The sequence below is a fragment of the Haloarcula sp. NS06 genome, from assembly GCF_051122755.1.
In the GTDB taxonomy this organism is placed as follows: Archaea; Halobacteriota; Halobacteria; order Halobacteriales; family Haloarculaceae; genus Haloarcula.
The window spans coordinates 258,205-275,205 of sequence record NZ_CP184845.1; the positions used below are offsets into that span (position 1 = coordinate 258,205).

At 55.6% G+C, this 17,001-nt stretch carries 14 protein-coding genes and 5 pseudogenes; 9 read left to right on the forward strand and 10 right to left on the reverse strand.

Annotation, left to right across the window (positions count from 1 at the left end; all coding sequences use genetic code 11):
- Window positions 1-84: 84 nt before the first annotated feature.
- Window positions 85-1,314, reverse strand: a complete 1,230-nt coding sequence (locus ACODNH_RS21075) for a glycosyltransferase (protein ID WP_434531504.1) — start codon at window positions 1,312-1,314, stop codon at window positions 85-87.
- A 616-nt stretch (window positions 1,315-1,930) separates the two neighbouring features.
- Between ACODNH_RS21075 and ACODNH_RS21080 the strand changes: the two are divergent.
- Window positions 1,931-2,449 (forward strand): annotated as a pseudogene (locus ACODNH_RS21080) (type IV pilin); the annotation flags it as partial.
- A gap of 130 nt (window positions 2,450-2,579) precedes the next feature.
- On the opposite strand, the gene ACODNH_RS21085 reads toward ACODNH_RS21080, so the two are convergent.
- A complete protein-coding gene (locus tag ACODNH_RS21085) occupies window positions 2,580-2,975 on the reverse strand; it encodes a hypothetical protein (protein WP_434531505.1) in 396 nt (131 codons plus the stop codon).
- 378 nt (window positions 2,976-3,353) lie between these two features.
- On the opposite strand from ACODNH_RS21085, the pseudogene ACODNH_RS21090 reads away from it, so the two are divergent.
- Window positions 3,354-3,988, forward strand: a pseudogene (locus ACODNH_RS21090) (IS6 family transposase).
- A gap of 369 nt (window positions 3,989-4,357) precedes the next feature.
- Entirely contained in the window at window positions 4,358-5,599 is a 1,242-nt protein-coding gene (locus tag ACODNH_RS21095) for an ATP-binding protein (RefSeq protein WP_434531506.1), read from the forward strand.
- Between the two features lie 56 nt (window positions 5,600-5,655).
- Here ACODNH_RS21095 and ACODNH_RS21100 read toward each other — a convergent pair whose 3' ends face one another.
- Window positions 5,656-5,940, reverse strand: a complete 285-nt coding sequence (locus ACODNH_RS21100; protein ID WP_434531507.1) for an AbrB/MazE/SpoVT family DNA-binding domain-containing protein — start codon at window positions 5,938-5,940, stop codon at window positions 5,656-5,658.
- A 1,085-nt stretch (window positions 5,941-7,025) separates the two neighbouring features.
- On the opposite strand from ACODNH_RS21100, the gene ACODNH_RS21105 reads away from it, so the two are divergent.
- Complete coding sequence (locus ACODNH_RS21105) at window positions 7,026-7,418, forward strand: DUF5684 domain-containing protein (RefSeq protein WP_434531508.1); 393 nt, start codon at window positions 7,026-7,028, stop codon at window positions 7,416-7,418.
- A gap of 521 nt (window positions 7,419-7,939) precedes the next feature.
- Here the strand turns inward: ACODNH_RS21105 and ACODNH_RS21110 are convergent.
- Window positions 7,940-8,211 (reverse strand): annotated as a pseudogene (locus ACODNH_RS21110) (tyrosine-type recombinase/integrase); the annotation flags it as partial.
- A gap of 484 nt (window positions 8,212-8,695) precedes the next feature.
- Between ACODNH_RS21110 and ACODNH_RS21115 the strand changes: the two are divergent.
- Entirely contained in the window at window positions 8,696-9,673 is a 978-nt protein-coding gene (locus ACODNH_RS21115) for a hypothetical protein (RefSeq protein WP_434531509.1), read from the forward strand.
- A 277-nt stretch (window positions 9,674-9,950) separates the two neighbouring features.
- Here ACODNH_RS21115 and ACODNH_RS21120 read toward each other — a convergent pair.
- Window positions 9,951-10,112 (reverse strand): annotated as a pseudogene (locus tag ACODNH_RS21120) (tyrosine-type recombinase/integrase); the annotation flags it as partial.
- Between the two features lie 89 nt (window positions 10,113-10,201).
- Here ACODNH_RS21120 and ACODNH_RS21125 point away from each other — a divergent pair.
- The 4 genes and pseudogenes from ACODNH_RS21125 to ACODNH_RS21140 form a co-directional block, all read left to right on the forward strand.
- Window positions 10,202-10,648 (forward strand): annotated as a pseudogene (locus tag ACODNH_RS21125) (transposase); the annotation flags it as partial.
- Window positions 10,649-10,895: 247 nt separating this feature from the next.
- A complete protein-coding gene (locus ACODNH_RS21130; protein ID WP_434531510.1) occupies window positions 10,896-11,144 on the forward strand; it encodes a hypothetical protein in 249 nt (82 codons plus the stop codon).
- A 98-nt stretch (window positions 11,145-11,242) separates the two neighbouring features.
- Window positions 11,243-11,416 (forward strand): hypothetical protein, encoded by a 174-nt coding sequence (locus ACODNH_RS21135; RefSeq protein WP_434531511.1) that lies wholly within the window; start codon window positions 11,243-11,245, stop codon window positions 11,414-11,416.
- Window positions 11,413-11,577, forward strand: a complete 165-nt coding sequence (locus ACODNH_RS21140; RefSeq protein WP_434531512.1) for a hypothetical protein — start codon at window positions 11,413-11,415, stop codon at window positions 11,575-11,577. The genes ACODNH_RS21135 and ACODNH_RS21140 overlap by 4 nt, the downstream gene beginning before the upstream one ends.
- On the opposite strand, the gene ACODNH_RS21145 is transcribed toward ACODNH_RS21140, so the two are convergent.
- The 5 genes from ACODNH_RS21145 to ACODNH_RS21165 all read right to left on the reverse strand — a co-directional run bounded on the left by ACODNH_RS21145 (window position 11,578) and on the right by ACODNH_RS21165 (window position 17,000).
- Complete coding sequence (locus ACODNH_RS21145) at window positions 11,578-13,125, reverse strand: FGGY family carbohydrate kinase (protein WP_434531513.1); 1,548 nt, start codon at window positions 13,123-13,125, stop codon at window positions 11,578-11,580.
- The gene (locus ACODNH_RS21150) at window positions 13,122-14,285 is read right to left on the reverse strand and encodes a Cdc6/Cdc18 family protein (RefSeq protein ID WP_434531514.1); all 1,164 of its coding nucleotides are present in this window, start codon (window positions 14,283-14,285) and stop codon (window positions 13,122-13,124) included. Before ACODNH_RS21150 ends, ACODNH_RS21145 begins: the two co-directional genes overlap by 4 nt.
- A gap of 62 nt (window positions 14,286-14,347) precedes the next feature.
- Window positions 14,348-15,205 (reverse strand): glycerophosphodiester phosphodiesterase, encoded by an 858-nt coding sequence (locus ACODNH_RS21155; RefSeq protein ID WP_434531515.1) that lies wholly within the window; start codon window positions 15,203-15,205, stop codon window positions 14,348-14,350.
- Window positions 15,202-15,981 carry an HAD-IIA family hydrolase gene (locus tag ACODNH_RS21160; RefSeq protein ID WP_434531516.1) on the reverse strand — a complete coding sequence of 260 codons (780 nt, stop codon included), beginning with the start codon at window positions 15,979-15,981 and terminating at the stop codon, window positions 15,202-15,204. Before ACODNH_RS21160 ends, ACODNH_RS21155 begins: the two co-directional genes overlap by 4 nt.
- Window positions 15,978-17,000, reverse strand: coding sequence for an ABC transporter ATP-binding protein (locus ACODNH_RS21165; RefSeq protein WP_434531517.1), 1,023 nt, complete (start codon window positions 16,998-17,000; stop codon window positions 15,978-15,980). Before ACODNH_RS21165 ends, ACODNH_RS21160 begins: the two co-directional genes overlap by 4 nt.
- Window position 17,001: the final 1 nt, after the last annotated feature.

A 17,001-nucleotide genomic window follows, 5' to 3' on the forward strand; every position in this document is an offset into this window, starting at 1 on the left:
GGCATCGGCTGGCCGGTCTGAGAAGTCTAAAATAAACTGGCTTAGAATCCGGAGCCGCTGGCAAAATCGGATTTGTGACTACAGCTAACCTTTGAACAGTTCCGTATCGAATTCGTCAGCCGAGTCCCGAACGAGACGGTCTTCCCCATCATGAGCTGCAATCGCACCCTCGCTCAGTTCTGGGTTGATATCTTCGACGGTCTCGGGTGCGACTTTCTCTGTGACCTCAAACTCCTCGATTGGGCTAAGAACACCCCATGCAGCCCCGATTGCATGGAGGACAACGGCTAGTGGTGTCAATACCAGAAACACCGGCCATAATAATGGATGTTTTCTGTAGGCCCACAGGCCAAACAGCATATACAAAAATAGAACAACCAGTAATGCAGTCGAAATCAGTTCGAAGAACTGGATGCTGACTGTTGCACCGGGGACGAACGAAGCACCAATAATCAACAGTGGGATGGCCGGCGAAAAGCCCCACGACACGACGCGAGTTAGCGTCAGTGGTTGATACACTAGCGGGAGGATATGATTATCTTTCAGTGTTCCGGACATCCACCGGCGACGCTGCTTAATCAATGCTTTCAGCGATGGTGGCGCTTGATTCCGAAACCGAGCGTCGACGAGCCGATATTCTAAGTCGAATTGGTCAGCAGCTCGCCAAATGAGGTTCGTGTCCTCGGTGATCGTTGCTACGTCCCAGGTGAGCTCATCCTCTAACTCGTGCCGGATTGCAAACCCACCGCCCCATGCATACAGTGGATACGAAAGACGACGGAAGGCACGCTGTTCGAACTGGTACCCAACGCGGAACACCTCACACAGATAGGCGAGCCGTGAGCCTGTGTAAATCGGCTTCTCAGTAAACTGCACGAAGTCTGCATCAGGGAGGCCAGTCAACCCAGTAACCAGTGTATCTTCATCGAGGTACAAGACGTACTCTGCGTCACAGGAGACATGTCTTCGTGCCCATTCGACAGCGCGACCCTTGTTTGTGGCTTCACAACTGAATGAGTCTGGGACGATGTGCACTGCTGCCCCGTCGATTTCAATATCTTGTTCAGCAATAACCTTGATCCCGGCAACACCGCCGGGAACCGAGTCAACGGTTGCCTGCACAACCTCTTCGGCTCCGATTGTGAGGACACGAACCTGTACGTCATCCAGTCCCCACGCGTCCATCTCACTCGAGTTCCATCCGATACCCAGTGGTAAGACTTCTATTAACCACCAGAGCGCCGACACCGAATAGATCAGCGCGACCCAAATGAGGAACGTTGTCGTCGCAAACAGCAGCGTATCAATTAGCATCCAATAGCTACCAATTGTTATACTATATACTATCTATTTGAGTTCACTGCTTCATTGTGATTCAGCGCCTGTGAGTACAAGCTGTCGTAGCTGACAACTTCATCGATGCCAGACGACTCGACAGCAAAGCCCTCAGCATGCAATGTTGGGCTACGAGAGCATTTTCGAAACTGCGAGGGTGCGCAGACACCGACTATAGACTCATACTCTCGCCGTTACGAGACTGCCTGAGCCAAACAGGTATCACACAGGTTACGAGACAGTAGCAGGCTGTATGGATGGACCACCACCTGCAGGATATGCATAGGTTAAAACGAAAATATATCTATCTGATTTGGGGCACCTGCGAGACACATTGCTACCTAAGACAGACTGCCCCAGTCGCCATGTGTGGGATTTTGGACGCCAGTCTGTGCTGAAGAGGGACTGTGTTCAGACATCAGCCTGCAGAGTAACTAGGAAGTCTGTGTGCGTACTTTGGGCTTTCACTATCTCCGATCTGGGACAACGGTAGTGGAGCTACTGACTAAACCTGATGGCTGTCCACAAGTAGGTGACTGGTTATGTATCATAATAGCGGATAACCTATCATATGCCTCACTGACGCCGTGCCGTTTCTCCTATTATTTTGACTATTCTGCTGGTCGCTGTTGTTGTGATACTCAGTGCAACGATTAGCGTCTTGGTGCTCGACCTCGGCTCTACTATCCAAGCGGACGCACCATACATCGAGGTATCAGGTGAATTTGTAGCAGCCGTAGATGACGGAGAACAGGTGGTAGCGATTACACTTGTGGCAGGCGATACCGCACAAACCGACCAGCTCTACGTTTCTGGTTCAGAACACCTCGATATAGGCGGCCGCCCAAGCAGCAGTTCAACGCCTGCAAACGATGCGTACGCAAGCAGGCGAGAGAAATTCACCGAGGCAAGTGGTGACAACCCACCACAGGTCGGGATTGGAGAGACGTGGGAGGCAGGCGAGACAATTTATGTTGATCCCGAAGGAACTGCTGACGGCGTAACAATATCCATCTACTGGACGAGCATGTCCGTTGAGGGTGTGAACCCGGGGACACCAGCAGGCGATACTACGTATAAACTCACAACAGTCGAGATGGGGACAACGTCATAGGTTGGTGTGGCGTCTGTTCGAACCGGTGGATATGAGAGAGTATGTCGTCGGTGCCCGGCGGAATGTCTGCCACCAGTGAGATAGCGAGTCCCAGCGCCTTGCACAGTCTTGATCGTGGAGCATACTCTGCTCATATCGTGACTTGAAGGCTGACCAACTCCGCCGCCTTGTCCCTAGGATTACTCGTGACGATACCGGCGCTACCAGCTTCTGACACTCTCACATCCAGCCTTCGGCCCGTACTGGATACGGATAGATAGACGAAGCGCTGCCGGACCGGACTGATAATCTCGATACAGACATTAGAGATGGGCTCAGAGCGGGCTACGCTCGCGGCGATATCGACCTTCAGACCGGAGATAAAAATACCATCGCCGAAGAAGTCCAGACGTACCGCGGATTCGAGCGCGTCGATGGTGTCGACCGCACCGGTAGTGGTACCAACGTCCAAGGTGTCGTCAACGGACAGGATGGCGGCGATATCGAAGTTCCAGTCGTGTCGACCACACAGTACGTTCTCGGGCATGAGAGGCCACGAGGTTCTGTAGGGATGCATCGATATTTGTTCACGCGCAGTCGGTACTTTTTCTCGAATACCAGTACAAAAGCGTAAGGACCTCTCCACGGTCGTCGAGGACATCAATAACGCCCACTGTCGGCGAAGCTTCGACGAGTCGCGAAACTCTACGGTTTCTTCTACTCACGGGTCCTCAACCGGGATACATAGGTCGGTCTACTGAATCGATTCGCGCCGGACGACACGGGTCGAGTGCTTGAATTTGGGTTCGGAACTGGCCCCTGCTAGACCGAACAGGGGGCGAATATCATATGATTTTGGGGTCGATTGAACCGCGGTGTTCAGATAAGGTTTGAAAGGTGAGGCGTAGCGTTTTCTGAGTGGTTCATGCCCGAAAACGCTGGCCTCAGCGGTAGTATCGACCAGATTGACTTGGATTTTGTGGAGCGAGAAGCGACACCGCGACTGCTGATGAAGCTGAGTATTCAGTTGCGTCTGGTTGGACTATCACTTTCGAATACTGTTTCAGTTCTTGAGGTATTCGGTGTCCAACGCGCTCGATCAACTGTACATAATTGGGTTCACAAAGCAGATTTACAGCCCGAAGACGGTCGATCGCCGGATCACGTTGCGGTTGACGAAACTGTGATCCGACTCAACGATGAACAGTATTGGCTGTACGCTGCTGTCGATCCAGAAACAAACGAGTTGCTCTATACGAAGGTTAAGCCAACTACAACGAAGGTTCTCGCCCACTCATTTCTCACCGAACTCAGTGAGAAACACGACGTTGACGACGCCGTGTTTCTCGTCGATGGCTCCAAATCGTTACAAGCTGCATGTCATCGACATGGCTTCGATTCAGATACGAAAAACATGGAAATCGGAACGCTGTCGAACATGTCTTCAGAGAAATAAAACGACGAACTATCTGTTTCTCAAACTGTTTCAGCAACGCCGAAGCGAAAACAGCCGACGATTGGCTCAGATCATTCAGCTTCGCATGGAATCAGCTAATCTGAACACGATGCACATCACCTCTTTCCAGCGGATACTCAACACACTTCTGACGCCTACTGTGCTAACCAACGAACACTAACTTGCCAAGCAGGAAGTGGACGACCCCGGCGTTTCCAAGTAGCTTAAGGACCCTTTGGAAGCAGTAAGGGACGCGCCGGAGACAGTCGAAGACGACGATCGATACAGAACCTCGTCGTGAACTCAAAGCGCGGGTTTCGAACCTCAAGGGTGAAATAGAAGCCGCTGAGACGCAGTTCGAAAGCGTCGAATCAGACCTCGAGACCAGAGAACGCGAATTAGAGGAACTCGCGTCACGACTGGGGCTCCCAGAGGATCTTCCGGAAAGTCAGGTCCCGCAATTCTACAATGGGGTGGTCGACCTGAACGAGGAGACCAACACCTATCGGCGTGAGTATGAGCAGTGGGAAGCTGAACGGGAAGACCTCGCGACAGAGCTTCGGGAGGTCGACGAACTCTTAGAGGATATCGGTGATGGCTCCTGGTCGGAGGATTCCCCGCCGGAGAACGCGGATTTGTTGCTATCGACCCTTGAGGCCACTGCGGCCGACCTTCGACTGGCAACAGAAGTGCATAATGCAAAGGCCGATCGCGAGGATTGCGTCGACGATATTGACTCAGTACTGACGAAGTGGCGCGATGAGAAGTCCGTCGAAGCGTCGACGGACAACGAGACGATCCGTCGCCGTATAGAGGAGTTCCATGACTGGGCTGAAAACGCGGAGGAGATCACAACTGCGGTTGAGGAACGCGAACAGCTCGAAACTCAAGTAACCAACCGACTTGATAGCCCGTCTACTCGGGAGGTCTTTGCACCGCTGCGCGATGACGATGAGCCATGGATAGAAGTAACAGAGGTAGCAGCCGATGAGTTCGCAGACGAAGATGCAATCGGAGACAGGATTCGGGACATCCAGGGCGAGATCGGCGATTTAGAAGATCGGCGTGATGAGATCCACGAAGAATGTCTTGAGCTGGAGAGAGAACGGGATCAGTTAGCCTCTGAAGACGATCTCCGAGAAGCGCAGGCACAGATCGATGATGGGCGTGTCGAATTCGAGCGTGTGGGTGAAGCGTACGCCGTTAACCGAATCGCCGAGGAGATGATTAGTCAGCTTCACGAGCGGCTAATGGAGGACGTGATTCACTCGCTTGTCGATGAGACGAGCGAGATTTTCAGCAGTATCACGCAAGAGTACGATGGTATCGAACTCGATGGGGAATTACAGGACCTCGAGTTTCGCGCCCTCCGTAGCAATGGTCCGCACCACGGTGTCGGTGAACTGAGCCGCGCTACTGCCGAACAGTTGTTCCTCGCGGTGCGACTTGCCCGGATTCGTCAGATAGAGGTCGAGCTTCCAGTGATTCTTGACGATGCTGCGACAAACTTCGATCCGGATCACATCTCCCGTGTCTTCGACGTCATTGGTGAGCTCTCAGTGACAAACCAAGTATTCTTTCTGACCTGCCACCCCGAATTCGTAAATCTCAGTTCGGAATGCGGATCGTCGGCTCAGTATTGGTGGCTTGAAGACGGTGTATTCACAAGAACAGACGACTCAGAGGGGCTCAAACGCCGCTTAATGGCTGATTAGCGTTCTGAACACTTTTAGCGATTGTGTCGGGATTTGTGACTTCGGTATCGAACGCGTCATTCATCACTGTTTTCTTCTGCACCTCTTCGAATCACGTCCCTGTGCTTCTGGGAAATGGGGTCCACTCCTTCCTCAGGCGGTTTCGTCTCCCCGTGCTCGGAAGACATCTGGGTGATGAACTGTTCCGCGCGCTCGATAATCTGTTCGGGGTTTTCTTTAGGCTCGACGACCGCTTTCCCGTCTTCTCCTCGGATGGTTACCTCGGTTCCAGGAGTAATCCCAAGGTCTTCTCGAACCTTCTTCGGGAGAACTATTCGTCCCTTTGAATCTACCTTGACCATATCACACATAGAGTGCGGATTGGCATAGTCGTTTTTCATAGAGTGTTAATTTAATCGGTATTCTAAATAAAGAAAGAGAACTATTAATTACTGTTAGCGTCAGTGCTTCTGCTTCAATGACGCGCTTTGCAAGTCTAAGCGTCCCCATATGGAGCGCAATTCTCTACAATCATCCGGGATGTCTAACGCCGCGTTCATGTCCCTGCCTGTCTCAAATCAGGAGGCGGAACAGGAGTGCTTAGGACCCACATCAGTTCCTCTGCTGAATTGGCGTAGGCCGGCCAGTATTTGTTTGTCTCTCTTAGGTTGACCGCCACAATGTACACCCCTCTGATTTACACTTGTATTCGATCAATGGGAGAGTGTCCACCGTACCGCCAGCGAGGCTGATACGTCCTTGCTTCACTACTCGCTATTTGTCAGCGATGTCGTTCCCTTCATCGTAACTGTTCGTGGCGTTGGATAGTCTCACTCTATCTTGATGGGTGCCCTATGTCCGGGGTTGGTCTGTAGGTGCGCCTCAAGATCATATGTATATACGCCCCACTCGGTCTCGACACTGAAGACAACTTGTTCGCCACAGCGCCGACGCGCACGCCCGAGTGGGATTATTTCTTCCATACGCTTTGTTCTGCAAGGGAAGCTAGAATGTTCTGCTACCGGAGTGAAACTGAAACTGATTAACTCTCTCTGGCCATTGAATGGAGGGTTGTCAGTCGGACCTTTTGATATTGGACAGTCTATAGTTGATTTTTTGACGACGCAAACGGTTAAGACCGAAGCGGCTTGATATTTCTTCACACACAACGTCGTCACATTCCCTGATTACGTTCTATGCCTGGAAACACACAGCGCATTGGTCGGTGTCCACATTGTGGTGAGCCCATCACAGCCGCATGGACACTGGTCGAATATGAGAAGAGCGACGGGACGGCAGGCGTCTGGGCCGAGTGTCCAATGTGTGAAGACGTCGTTGCGCCAGAGTAGTCTGTTTATTAGTCAATACTATCGGCCGACAGAAACAGTATTCAAGCACGCCTATAAGATTCATCACTTTTTTACCAAATCAGTAAACCACTACTGGTATGGTCCCCTTTGAGGTGTTAATTACCCCCCTGCAAAGTGGTGATGCCGGTGGTATTGTGCTCCTCCTGTTCAACCTGCTGATTGTTGGCATCCAGATTGCCGGGATGTGGATGGTATTCAAGAAAGCTGGTCACGCAGGGTGGAAGGCAATCATTCCGATATACAACCTCTATATCATGCTTCGGATCGGGGAGAATGCATGGTGGTGGTTGGTCCTCGTATTTATCCCGGTCATAAATCTATACGCGCTGTACAAGATTCATGCTGGAGTGGCTCGAGCGTTCGGGAGAGGTATCGGGTTTGGACTCGGGCTCACCTTCCTTGGTATCCTCTTTTTCCCGCTGCTGGGCCTTGGCGATTATCAGTATCGCCAGTCGAGTGGGCTCGCATAATATGGACGCGGTGACCCCGAGTTTGTAGCCAATTGCGGGGTCGCTCTCAAATTAGGCCGATGGGCTGTGTTTGGATACATAGCAGCACTGTAAACGGTGTCATACACCGCACCTCACACTACATATGACTCTCCCAACAAACGGTCAGTACAGGGTAGTGGTCTATTGGCGCTTCAGTAGCACAGAGATAAGCATAAGCGCCGCAAAGACGATTGCGAAGCCCATTACTCCGACTCCGAAAACGTAGTACGGATTCGTTAAATCGGGACTGTTGAGGAACAGAAAGAGACTAAAACTCCAACCCATCAAGACAATCACCGCAGACTGAATACTCGGATTATACCAGTCTTCAAGCGAATCTCGAACAGTCCTATACATATCAGAACAATAAATTCTGTACTCTATAGCGCTTGCGGTGGGTAAAAATCCGATAACTTCGCACGCCTCCTGAGCAGGTAGTTCCTCCCAGAAGTCATGAAATAAATCTCCTTGTTAACCGATTAATCACAGTACAGCCCAGGTTAGTTGGTCTCCTCACTAGAGATGATATCGTTCGCTTCGTCACGAGTGCGTTTTGCGGCCTCTTGAGCGGAGCCTTCATAAGTTGTCTCGATGGATTTGTGACGTACACGTTCCGTGCCAACTGTGGGTTCTCGCGATAGATCTCCCGCCAGAGGCCACGACGAGCGCCGTGTGGTTCCAGTGGTTCCTCAAACTCGTAGTCAGACCATTCACACAGGTCTGCCAGTATATCTCGAGCTGACTGGATTATGATCGACGGCGTCGGGTGTATCGTCGGAACGTTGACAGTTGTCAGCTTCGTTGCAACTGTAGTCATCGTACGCTATGCCGGGGCGGTATATGTATAAACTGCCGAAGGATTCACCCAGTTACTCGGAACCGGCTTGATTTTGTACGCAATCGTGCTGGCACGGCAGGGATAGTGGACTATGTACTGGCGGTACCGACCAATTCACGGCTTATTCAGAAAGTCGTTACTACCGATTCTCCTATGAGGAGCAATGGTCTAATTGAACAACCATTTGGGAAGTCGACAAGAGACTGTATTAGTTCCGAGAAATGTCTAGTAGCTGTGCGAGATACAGGTCACATATTCAGTATAGAGCCTGATACACCTACCCCTCAAGTGAATACGTAGGTACAGGCTCCGGTTGTACTGGCCCTTCCATGCTTTGTTTCAAAGATTGTTCGTATTATCGACCAGTGTTTATGTAAGCGGAACCAAATGGATTGTATACGGCATATTCCACTTCACGATGGATAAACAGCCACTCACACGTCGCGCTGCTCTTGGTCTTATAGCTGGGGGCGGCACGCTGCTCGTGTCCGAGTCACTTGCGTTCACACAAATCAGTGCTAGCCGCGAGAGCAATATCGACACGTCAAAAGACGCCAATGCACTTCTCGGACTGGTCGATACATCTGGCACTGCTGAAGTCTCTGGAGAGGATGACACGGCAACCGTGTACGAAGTAACAGACAACATCGGTTCGCTGTCTGAGTCAGATATTGATGTGAGCGTTGTGAAACTGATTGCACGGGACGGCACAGAGACTATTGCTCCACCAGTTGAAGCGACTGTCAGGAACACAGGCAACGCCCAGTTTGACGTGGACATTAGTTGCACCAGCAAAACCGATGACTTCGGGGATTCGTATCAAGTTGTCCTGGATTTTGTGGCGACAACGGACAACACATCGGTTACCGCGACCCGGAGAACCAGTCCTACCTCGTACATCAATATTAGCTGCACATTCGACTACGGCGATGCGAGCAACTACAGAGATGATGATAGCGGTGACGCCTCACAGCCAACGGATCCAAGTGGAACTATCGAGAAGCCTTCTGGAGTCAACGACAACGATGGTACAACTGCGACAGCTATCTCTGTGGGGAACGAAGAGGACCTCAAAGTCGGATATGCACTGCCGCCGGTAGACAAGACAGCCACTGAGTATGAGATGATCTTCGACATAGAGCGCATTCAGATTGGCGGTGGCAGCGGCACTTTTGGATTTTACCTTGTTAATGAGAGTGGCGAGCAACTCACCTATCGACAGTCTCTCCCTACGAAGGTCAAGGGCTCTAAGAGCTACTCCTACTCCTTTACAGAGTCAGAAGAGCAAGATATAGTTGCAAATTACGACAATCTCTATTTGATCCTCGATTCAGATACCAATGGGAATGGCAATAGAGAACTTGAGATTGACTACTTCGAATTAAAATCAGCGTGATTAGAGTGAGTTGGACAGGACAGTCGGTATAATACTGCGCTGACTGAAAACCTCGAACCTTGTCAACGCCGACACTCCCGGCGCTGTGTAACCTCGGTGACTAGATTGTGAGCGCTTTGAGCATTGCACTGCGTTATTGTAATTTTATCAAATAAATATGTTCCTATCGACTATTAGATAGTGTTCCATGTCTGAAAGCACTCCAACACGCTGAGATACAGCTAAGATCACTTCTTATGGCTTTTGCACAAGTCGTTACTACGACTGCGTTGATGGCGATACCATGTTCGTCCTGCATCCATGCCGCGAACTTCCGCAGGACGCTCGCGACGTTTGTTCGGTAGCGCCCGGAGTCGATATCGACCAGTCGCTTCTCGATGGCTGCTTCGAGGGCGTCATCCCCGAGAGTAGCGTCGTACTCAGGAGGAAGCCGATCCATGCTTCCCGTACAGCGGGGGTCCGCGTAAAACCGATAGTGCTTACTACTATCCTCCAAATTTCTCCCACGCTCTTTTTTGATTGGAGCAGCGGCTCAAGTGCCTGTCCACGCAGGGACGTGGCACGTACGCCGAGGACAAGTCACCAGTGTTCATTTTTACTGATCGTAGAAGTGGCGACCGCTATGTGCTGCCAGCAGAAGCTGCCAACGAATCAACGATCCGGCTCTGTTTGCTGACCGAAAAGAGGAGTCGCTGATCGTCTACACCGAAGCTTTCGAGCATACGAACCGCTTGACGAGGACGATACATTCGACCGCGAATACGTCGTCCACGGCGACGGCGAATATGCCGACGGAGACGTTCAGGTCAATACCTGTGAGAGCCACAGATCGCTGGCGCGATCCTGGCTCTCGCCCCATCGAGGTATCTTCAAAGACAAGCTGACGCCGTAGCTCAGAGCGTTCCAACTTCGTCGTCGTGTCTATTGAAAACCGCGAAAAAAGCATTCAAAAACATCCTCGAAACTGCGCTCTAACTCACCAACAATCTACGCCACAAGAGCGTTGCCTCTATTTGATCGAAATCGTGGATCCAGAATTCACTCCACGTGCGTGTGTCGCCGTTGACTACGAGAACATCGCCTTCCTTGATGGCCTGAATGGCATTGACCAGTGTCGGGTTGGAACCGGCGTCAACACTGACCATGTCGGTGATGCCCGTCAGCCGGCACCGCATCGGGATGAGTGTCACAAAGGCGATGGGCCGTTCTTTGGTGGCGTTGCGTGCTCGCTACCGCCGGTCAGAACGAGGATCTGGTCGTACTGTTGGGCGACCTGATTCAGGACGGGCCCGACCCCGCGACAGATCGGCGCCGCCTCGACGCGCTCCGCTCCCACCTCAATGACCCCTCAGCCCCCTACCGGGCGATCCCCGGCAACTACAATCTTGACAATTTTGACGCCGAGGGGTTGGCTGCGGTGCTTGACGATCCGCTATGGGGTGTCGACGTCGAGCGTGATCTTGTTTTCTAAACTCCGCGCGTGCACGCTTCGAGAACGCCCGCGGCGAACTCGGGGCCGAACAGATCGAGACCGTCCGTTCCGCGCTCGATCGACTGGAGGACGCACTGGTGTTCGTCCACCATCCCGTTCATCTTCGGGAGATCGGCTCAAACTACTGGTTCGACACTATCCCCGAGGAGGCGTTCTGTGGCGACAAGCGCCTTCTTCTGGACGCGATCGACGCCGGTCCTGAGAAAGCGATCCGAGCAACGTTTAACGGTCACCTCCATGAGGCGACTTGACGACCTACCGCGGACTCCCCCATGTCACCGTCGACGCATTTAATAAGGAACGGGAGCCAGACGTCGAGACCGGCGGTTACGCAGTCGTGACGCGGAACGGCGGGATCGAGATCCCATTGCGGGCCGGCGATGGGACGGAGACAATCCACCGGCTACCGTAATCATCCGGAGTACGGCGAGGCGGTCCACCTAGTCGCCAGTTCCACCGCGCGAGCCCACTGTTCGTAGCGGGGTTCGTAGTCGGTGTCTTCGGAGGGCGTAAAGGAGGCCGCCGATTCGAGTTGGGCGGCGAACTCTGACTGACTCCAGTACTCGATCGCTCGGCCGGCGGCGTAGGCGGCTCCCAGCGCGGTCGGGGCTTCAGTCCCTGAGCGATCGAGGGATGTCCCAAGGACATCCGCCTGCAGCCCACAGAACTGGTCGTTCTCGGCCAGTCCGCTGTCGACGCAAATCGAATCGGTCTCCATCGGAACATCCCGGCCAATCGCGTCGACGACCTCCCGAACCCGGTATGAGATGCTCTCGACGGCTGCGCGGACGAGGTGGCCCCGAGTCGTGTCGGGAGTGACTCCAACGAGCAAGCCACGAGCGGACTGGTTCCAGTGTGGCGCCGCGAGGCCGCGAAACCCGGGGACCAGATACACGCCCTCGGAGTGGTCGGTCTGGTCGACAACCGTCTCGATGTCGCCCGCCGAGTCGATGATCCCCACGTCAAGCAACCAGTCGAAGGCGGCGCCCCCGGTGAAAATCGGTCCTTCCAGCGCGTAGATCGGTTCCGAGCCCGCCTCTTGATAAACGATCGTCGAGAGGAGATTGTTTCCGCTATGCACCCGGTCGGTGCCTGTGTTGCAGTGTGCGAAGGAGCCGGCACCATAACTCACCTTGAGATCGCCGGCCTCGAAACAGCCGTTGCCGAGCAGCGCAGCCTGCTGGTCACCAAGCGCCGCGGTGATTGGAACGGGCGCGTCAAAGTAGCCGTCGACCGTTGTCTCCCCGTAAACATCGGAGTCACTGGAAGGGTGGACTGTCGGGAGAATCTCTCGGGGGACGTCGAAGATCGATAGCAACTCCTCATCCCACCCCCGGTTTTCGATGTCGAACAGCATCGTCTGTGCCGCGTTGGTGACGTCGGTCGCGTGAGTCCCCGTGAGGTTGTACAGCAACCATGAGTCGACGGTTCCGAAGTGGATCCCCTCCGGGTTCGTCCGGACATCGGTCTCGTCCAAGAGCCACTCCAATTTGGTCGCGGGGAAGTACGTGTCGGGGACGAGTCCGGTTCGATCGCGGATCAGATTCTCGGTCTCGTTGTCGCGCAACTCCTCGGTTCGGTTGGCGGTTCGCATATCCTGCCAGACGATGGCGTTGGCGACCGGCTGCCCGGTCTCGGCGTCCCAAAGCACCACGGTTGCCCTCTGGCTGGCGACGCCGATGGCGGCCAGCTCCTCGGCCCGGATGTCCGCCTGATCGCAGGCTCGTTCGACGACCTTGACGGTGTTTTCCCACAGCGTCGTCGGATCATGTTCGACGTGTCCCGGGGCTGGTCTGATCGGTTCGTGGCCGGCGTAGGCGCTGGTGACGGGTCGTGCCGATCGGTCGTAGACGAGGAACCGCGTCCCCGTCGTACCCTGGTCGATGGCACCGACGTACCGCGCCGCCGCGTCGTCTCGATTACTGTTCGTTCGGTCGTCGGGGGGAATACTCGGAGTCATTGTCGGAGCGATCGGAGTTGTTTGAACACGGCGACGGGAAAGAGGGGTTCGAGACGTGTCGGGCGCCGCCCGTTGTTTCCCGGCGCCGTCTCGGCCCGGACCTTCTTCAGGACGTTCTCGTCGGCGAGTTCGTAGAGGAACCGTCGGACGGTCGTCTTGGTGAGCGCGGAGTTGGCCGCTATCGTCTCGGCGGTCGTCTCGATGCTCACCCGTTGCTCCTCGGGAACGTCGAAGAGGCGTTCGAGGACGACCTGCTTGTTCTCGCTGAGTGTGAGTACCCGGCCCAGCGAGACGCCGTCCAGCGGCGAACGGTCGATTCCGATCTTGATGTCGGCGTCACGGAGCTGGGCGTGGCCGGACTCGCTGGCCGACATCGCGGCGGTAAAGAGCGCCACCAGCGCGTCGTGGGCATCACCTTCGGCCCAAGAAGTGATTGTTCGAGCCTGCGCGTGCGTGATACCGGACGTGAGCCCGTGACTGGCCCGCACGGTCAACAGATCGATCAACTCGTGTGTTCGGTAGGCCGGCACCTCGATCTGTGCGGCCATCTGGCCGGGCGTGATCAACTGTGGATCGCTTCTTCCGATCGTGATCAGCGAGGCGTTGCCGAACTCCTCGTCAAGTCGCTTGAGTGTCGCCGCGTCGATCATATCGCCCTCGTCGGCGTGGTCGATGGCAATTACAGCACCCGGTGTCCCGGTAAGTTCTGATTCGATCCGCTCGCGGAGGTCATCGGTGCCGATACCGCGTTCCGGGACGGGCTCGTTGGTGAGGTACTCAAGGACGCTGTGATAGAGCTTGTGCAGGCTCGAAGCGTGTCTAGCATCGGTGTACGCAAATCGGATCCGGTCGCGGCGCTTACCGCCTCGAGTGGCGGTGTATCGACGGGAACGGGACTCAGCGAGCTCGTCGGCGAGTTTCGATAGCAGCGAGATGACGATGGCCGACTTCCCGACGCCAGCAGGTCCCCGGACGACGAGGTTCGGCGGCAACTCGCCGTTGAACAGCGTCTCGAGGGTGTCGAGGATCTGCTCAAGGACGGAGCCGCGGCCGACCGGCTCGTCGAGGTGAATTGTCGGGTCCAATTTCTCCCAGTTGGCGACGATGTCCTCTGTGGTCGAACTTACTCGGCGACGGGAAATACGTTCAGCGAGATCCATCGTGTGTTTCTGTAGTCACCCTCGTCCGCGTCTGGTGAAAGTACACCTCACGGGGTAATTAGTCATCCGGCCGGTCGCCCCTTCCCCCGTCTGAGTAGCCTCGGATAGTCAACGATGAGTCCGTCGACGCCGGCCCGGGCCAACTGTTCGGCGTAGAACCACGTCTCCACCGTCCAGACGTTGACTGACATTCCGGCGTCGTGAGCCGCCGCGACGATGTCTTCGGAGACGACTGGTGAGCGGTCGAGATGGAACGGTTCGCCAACGAAGGGCGTCCCGCGAACCAGATTCCATGGGGGATGAACCGCGTCGACCTCGTACCGGCGTGCGATTTCGAGTCCGTCGGTCAGTGATTCCCAGATCAGGACGGCCGACCTGAGGTCGGGCGCCACTGATTCCAGCGCCGCGAGTGCGCCCTCGTAGAACGAGGAGACAAGTACGGGTCCGTCGAACGATTTGAGGGATTCGACCACGTTCGTTACGAACGGTTGCCACAGGTCGCATTCCCTCTCGCGTGCCGCTCTCGACAGCGACGACGCGAACGCACTGTCGGTGCTGCCCGGGTTCTTGAGTTCGACATTGATCCCGACGCCCGGTTCCAGCGCGTCGAGCACCGTCCCGAAGCGCGGCACCGTCGCCCCGCTGTCAAGGACGGTCGCGCCCGTCACGGTCTCTGTGTCGGTCTCCCAGACCACGCCATGCGCGTCGGTCACGCCGCGGTTCTCACCCCTCCGGTGTAGGTGGTTGTCGTGAAAGCAGACGACTGTCCCGTCGGCGGTGGGCACGACATCGACCTCCACCAGTTCTGTCTCCTCGTGGGCCGAGGCCGCCCGCACGGCCGGGGCGGTGTTCTCGGGGTATCGCCCGGCGAAGCCACGGTGGGCGACGATCGATGGGTCCTCCGACGTCTCCCAACTCACCCGTGGACTACCTCGTCGATGTCGCCCAGCGAGTCGATGACGTGATCGGGCTGGACCGGGCTCTCTTCTACGTCCGACGGATCGGTGACACCGGTCAGCACCAAGACGGTCGTCATCCCCGCACGGTTGCCCATCTCGATATCCGTCTCCAGCCGGTCCCCGATCATCAAACACCGATCGGGCTCCACGCCGAGGCGGGTTGTCGCCGTCCGCATGATTGTCTCGGACGGTTTGCCCATCATATCGTCGAGTTGATGGCCGGTCACGCCGCGGATGGCGCCAATCATACCCGCCGCGTCGGGGATCTCGCCGTCGGAAACCGGACAGGTCCGGTCCGGGTTCGTCGCGATGAACAGCGTCTCTTCGTCGATGGCCGCGAGCGAGTCCGAAAGAGTCGTGTAGTCGAACTCCCGGTCCATCGATGCGACGACGACGGAGGCGTCGGCCGGATCGTCGGTGAGCGCTAGATCGGCCGCGCGGAGTTCGTCCCGGAGTGGGTCCTCGCCGACCACGTAGGAGACGCTCTCGGGGTGGCGTTGTGAGAGGTAATCCGCGGTCACCGTCGCCGACGTGATGAGGTCGTCGGAGCTACAGGGGACGCCCAGATCGTTCAGTTTCTCACAGTAGCGGTCGCGCCGCTCAATCGGTTTGTTCGTGACAAACAGAACGTCCAAGTCGCCGTTCCGAAGCAGAGAGATCCCCTCGTCGGCGCCGGGGAGCAACTCCTCCCCGCGATAGACCGTCCCGTCCAGATCAACGATAGCGCTCCTCATCATTGCTTGATCATGTGCACGTTCGTGGTGTCGATGTTCAGATTGATCCGATCGCCCTTCTCGACGTGGTCCTCATACCGGTCGAGTTCGACCGTGATCTCGGTCTCGTCGTCCAGTTCAGCGATCGCCTGGACTTTTTCGCCGAGGTAGAACACGTTCTGTATCTCGGCCGTGATCGGCCCGTCTCCGAGCGTGAAGTCGTCGGGACGCACCGCGAGCGTAGCGTCATCCCGGTTCGGGAGGCCGCCCGAATCGACGCTGGCGAATCCGAAGTCAACGTGGCCGTTCCGGACCGACCCTGAGAAGATGTTGGATGTCCCCACGAAGTTGGCGACGAACTCGTTGTTGGGCGACTCGTAGATCTCGCTGGGCGAGCCGACCTGTTCAACGAGGCCGTCGTTCATTACGGCGATGCGGTCACACATCGACATCGCCTGCTCCTGATCGTGGGTGACGTACAGCGTCGTCACACCCAGATCGTCCAGTAGCTCGCCCAGTTCCTTCCGGAGATTCTGTTTCAGCTTTGCGTCCAACCCGGTCATCGGCTCGTCGAGCAACAACAGTCGGGGTTCGATGGCAAGCGCTCTCGCGAGTCCGACCCGCTGCTGTTGACCGCCCGATAGCGTCTGTGGATCACGGTCGCCCAGATCGCCGATATCGAGCAGTTCGAGGAGATCCTGAGCGCGCTCTTGGCGTTCCGACTTGCCCACGCCGTGCATCTTAGGCCCGAACGTGACGTTTTTCAGGACGCTCATGTTGTTGAATAGCGCGTACGACTGGAAGACCAGTCCCACGTTGCGGTTCTCCGGGGGGACGTGCGTGACGTCGTCGCCGTCGTAGCGGATCGCTCCCTCAGTCGCGGTCTCGAAGCCAGCGACAAGCCGAAGCGTGGTCGTCTTGCCACAACCGGAGGGACCGACGATCCCCATGACTTCACCGTTCTCGATCGTCAGGGAGATATCGTCGACGGCGACCGTTGAATCGAATTGTTTCGTTACGTTGTCTAGTGATATTTCAGACATT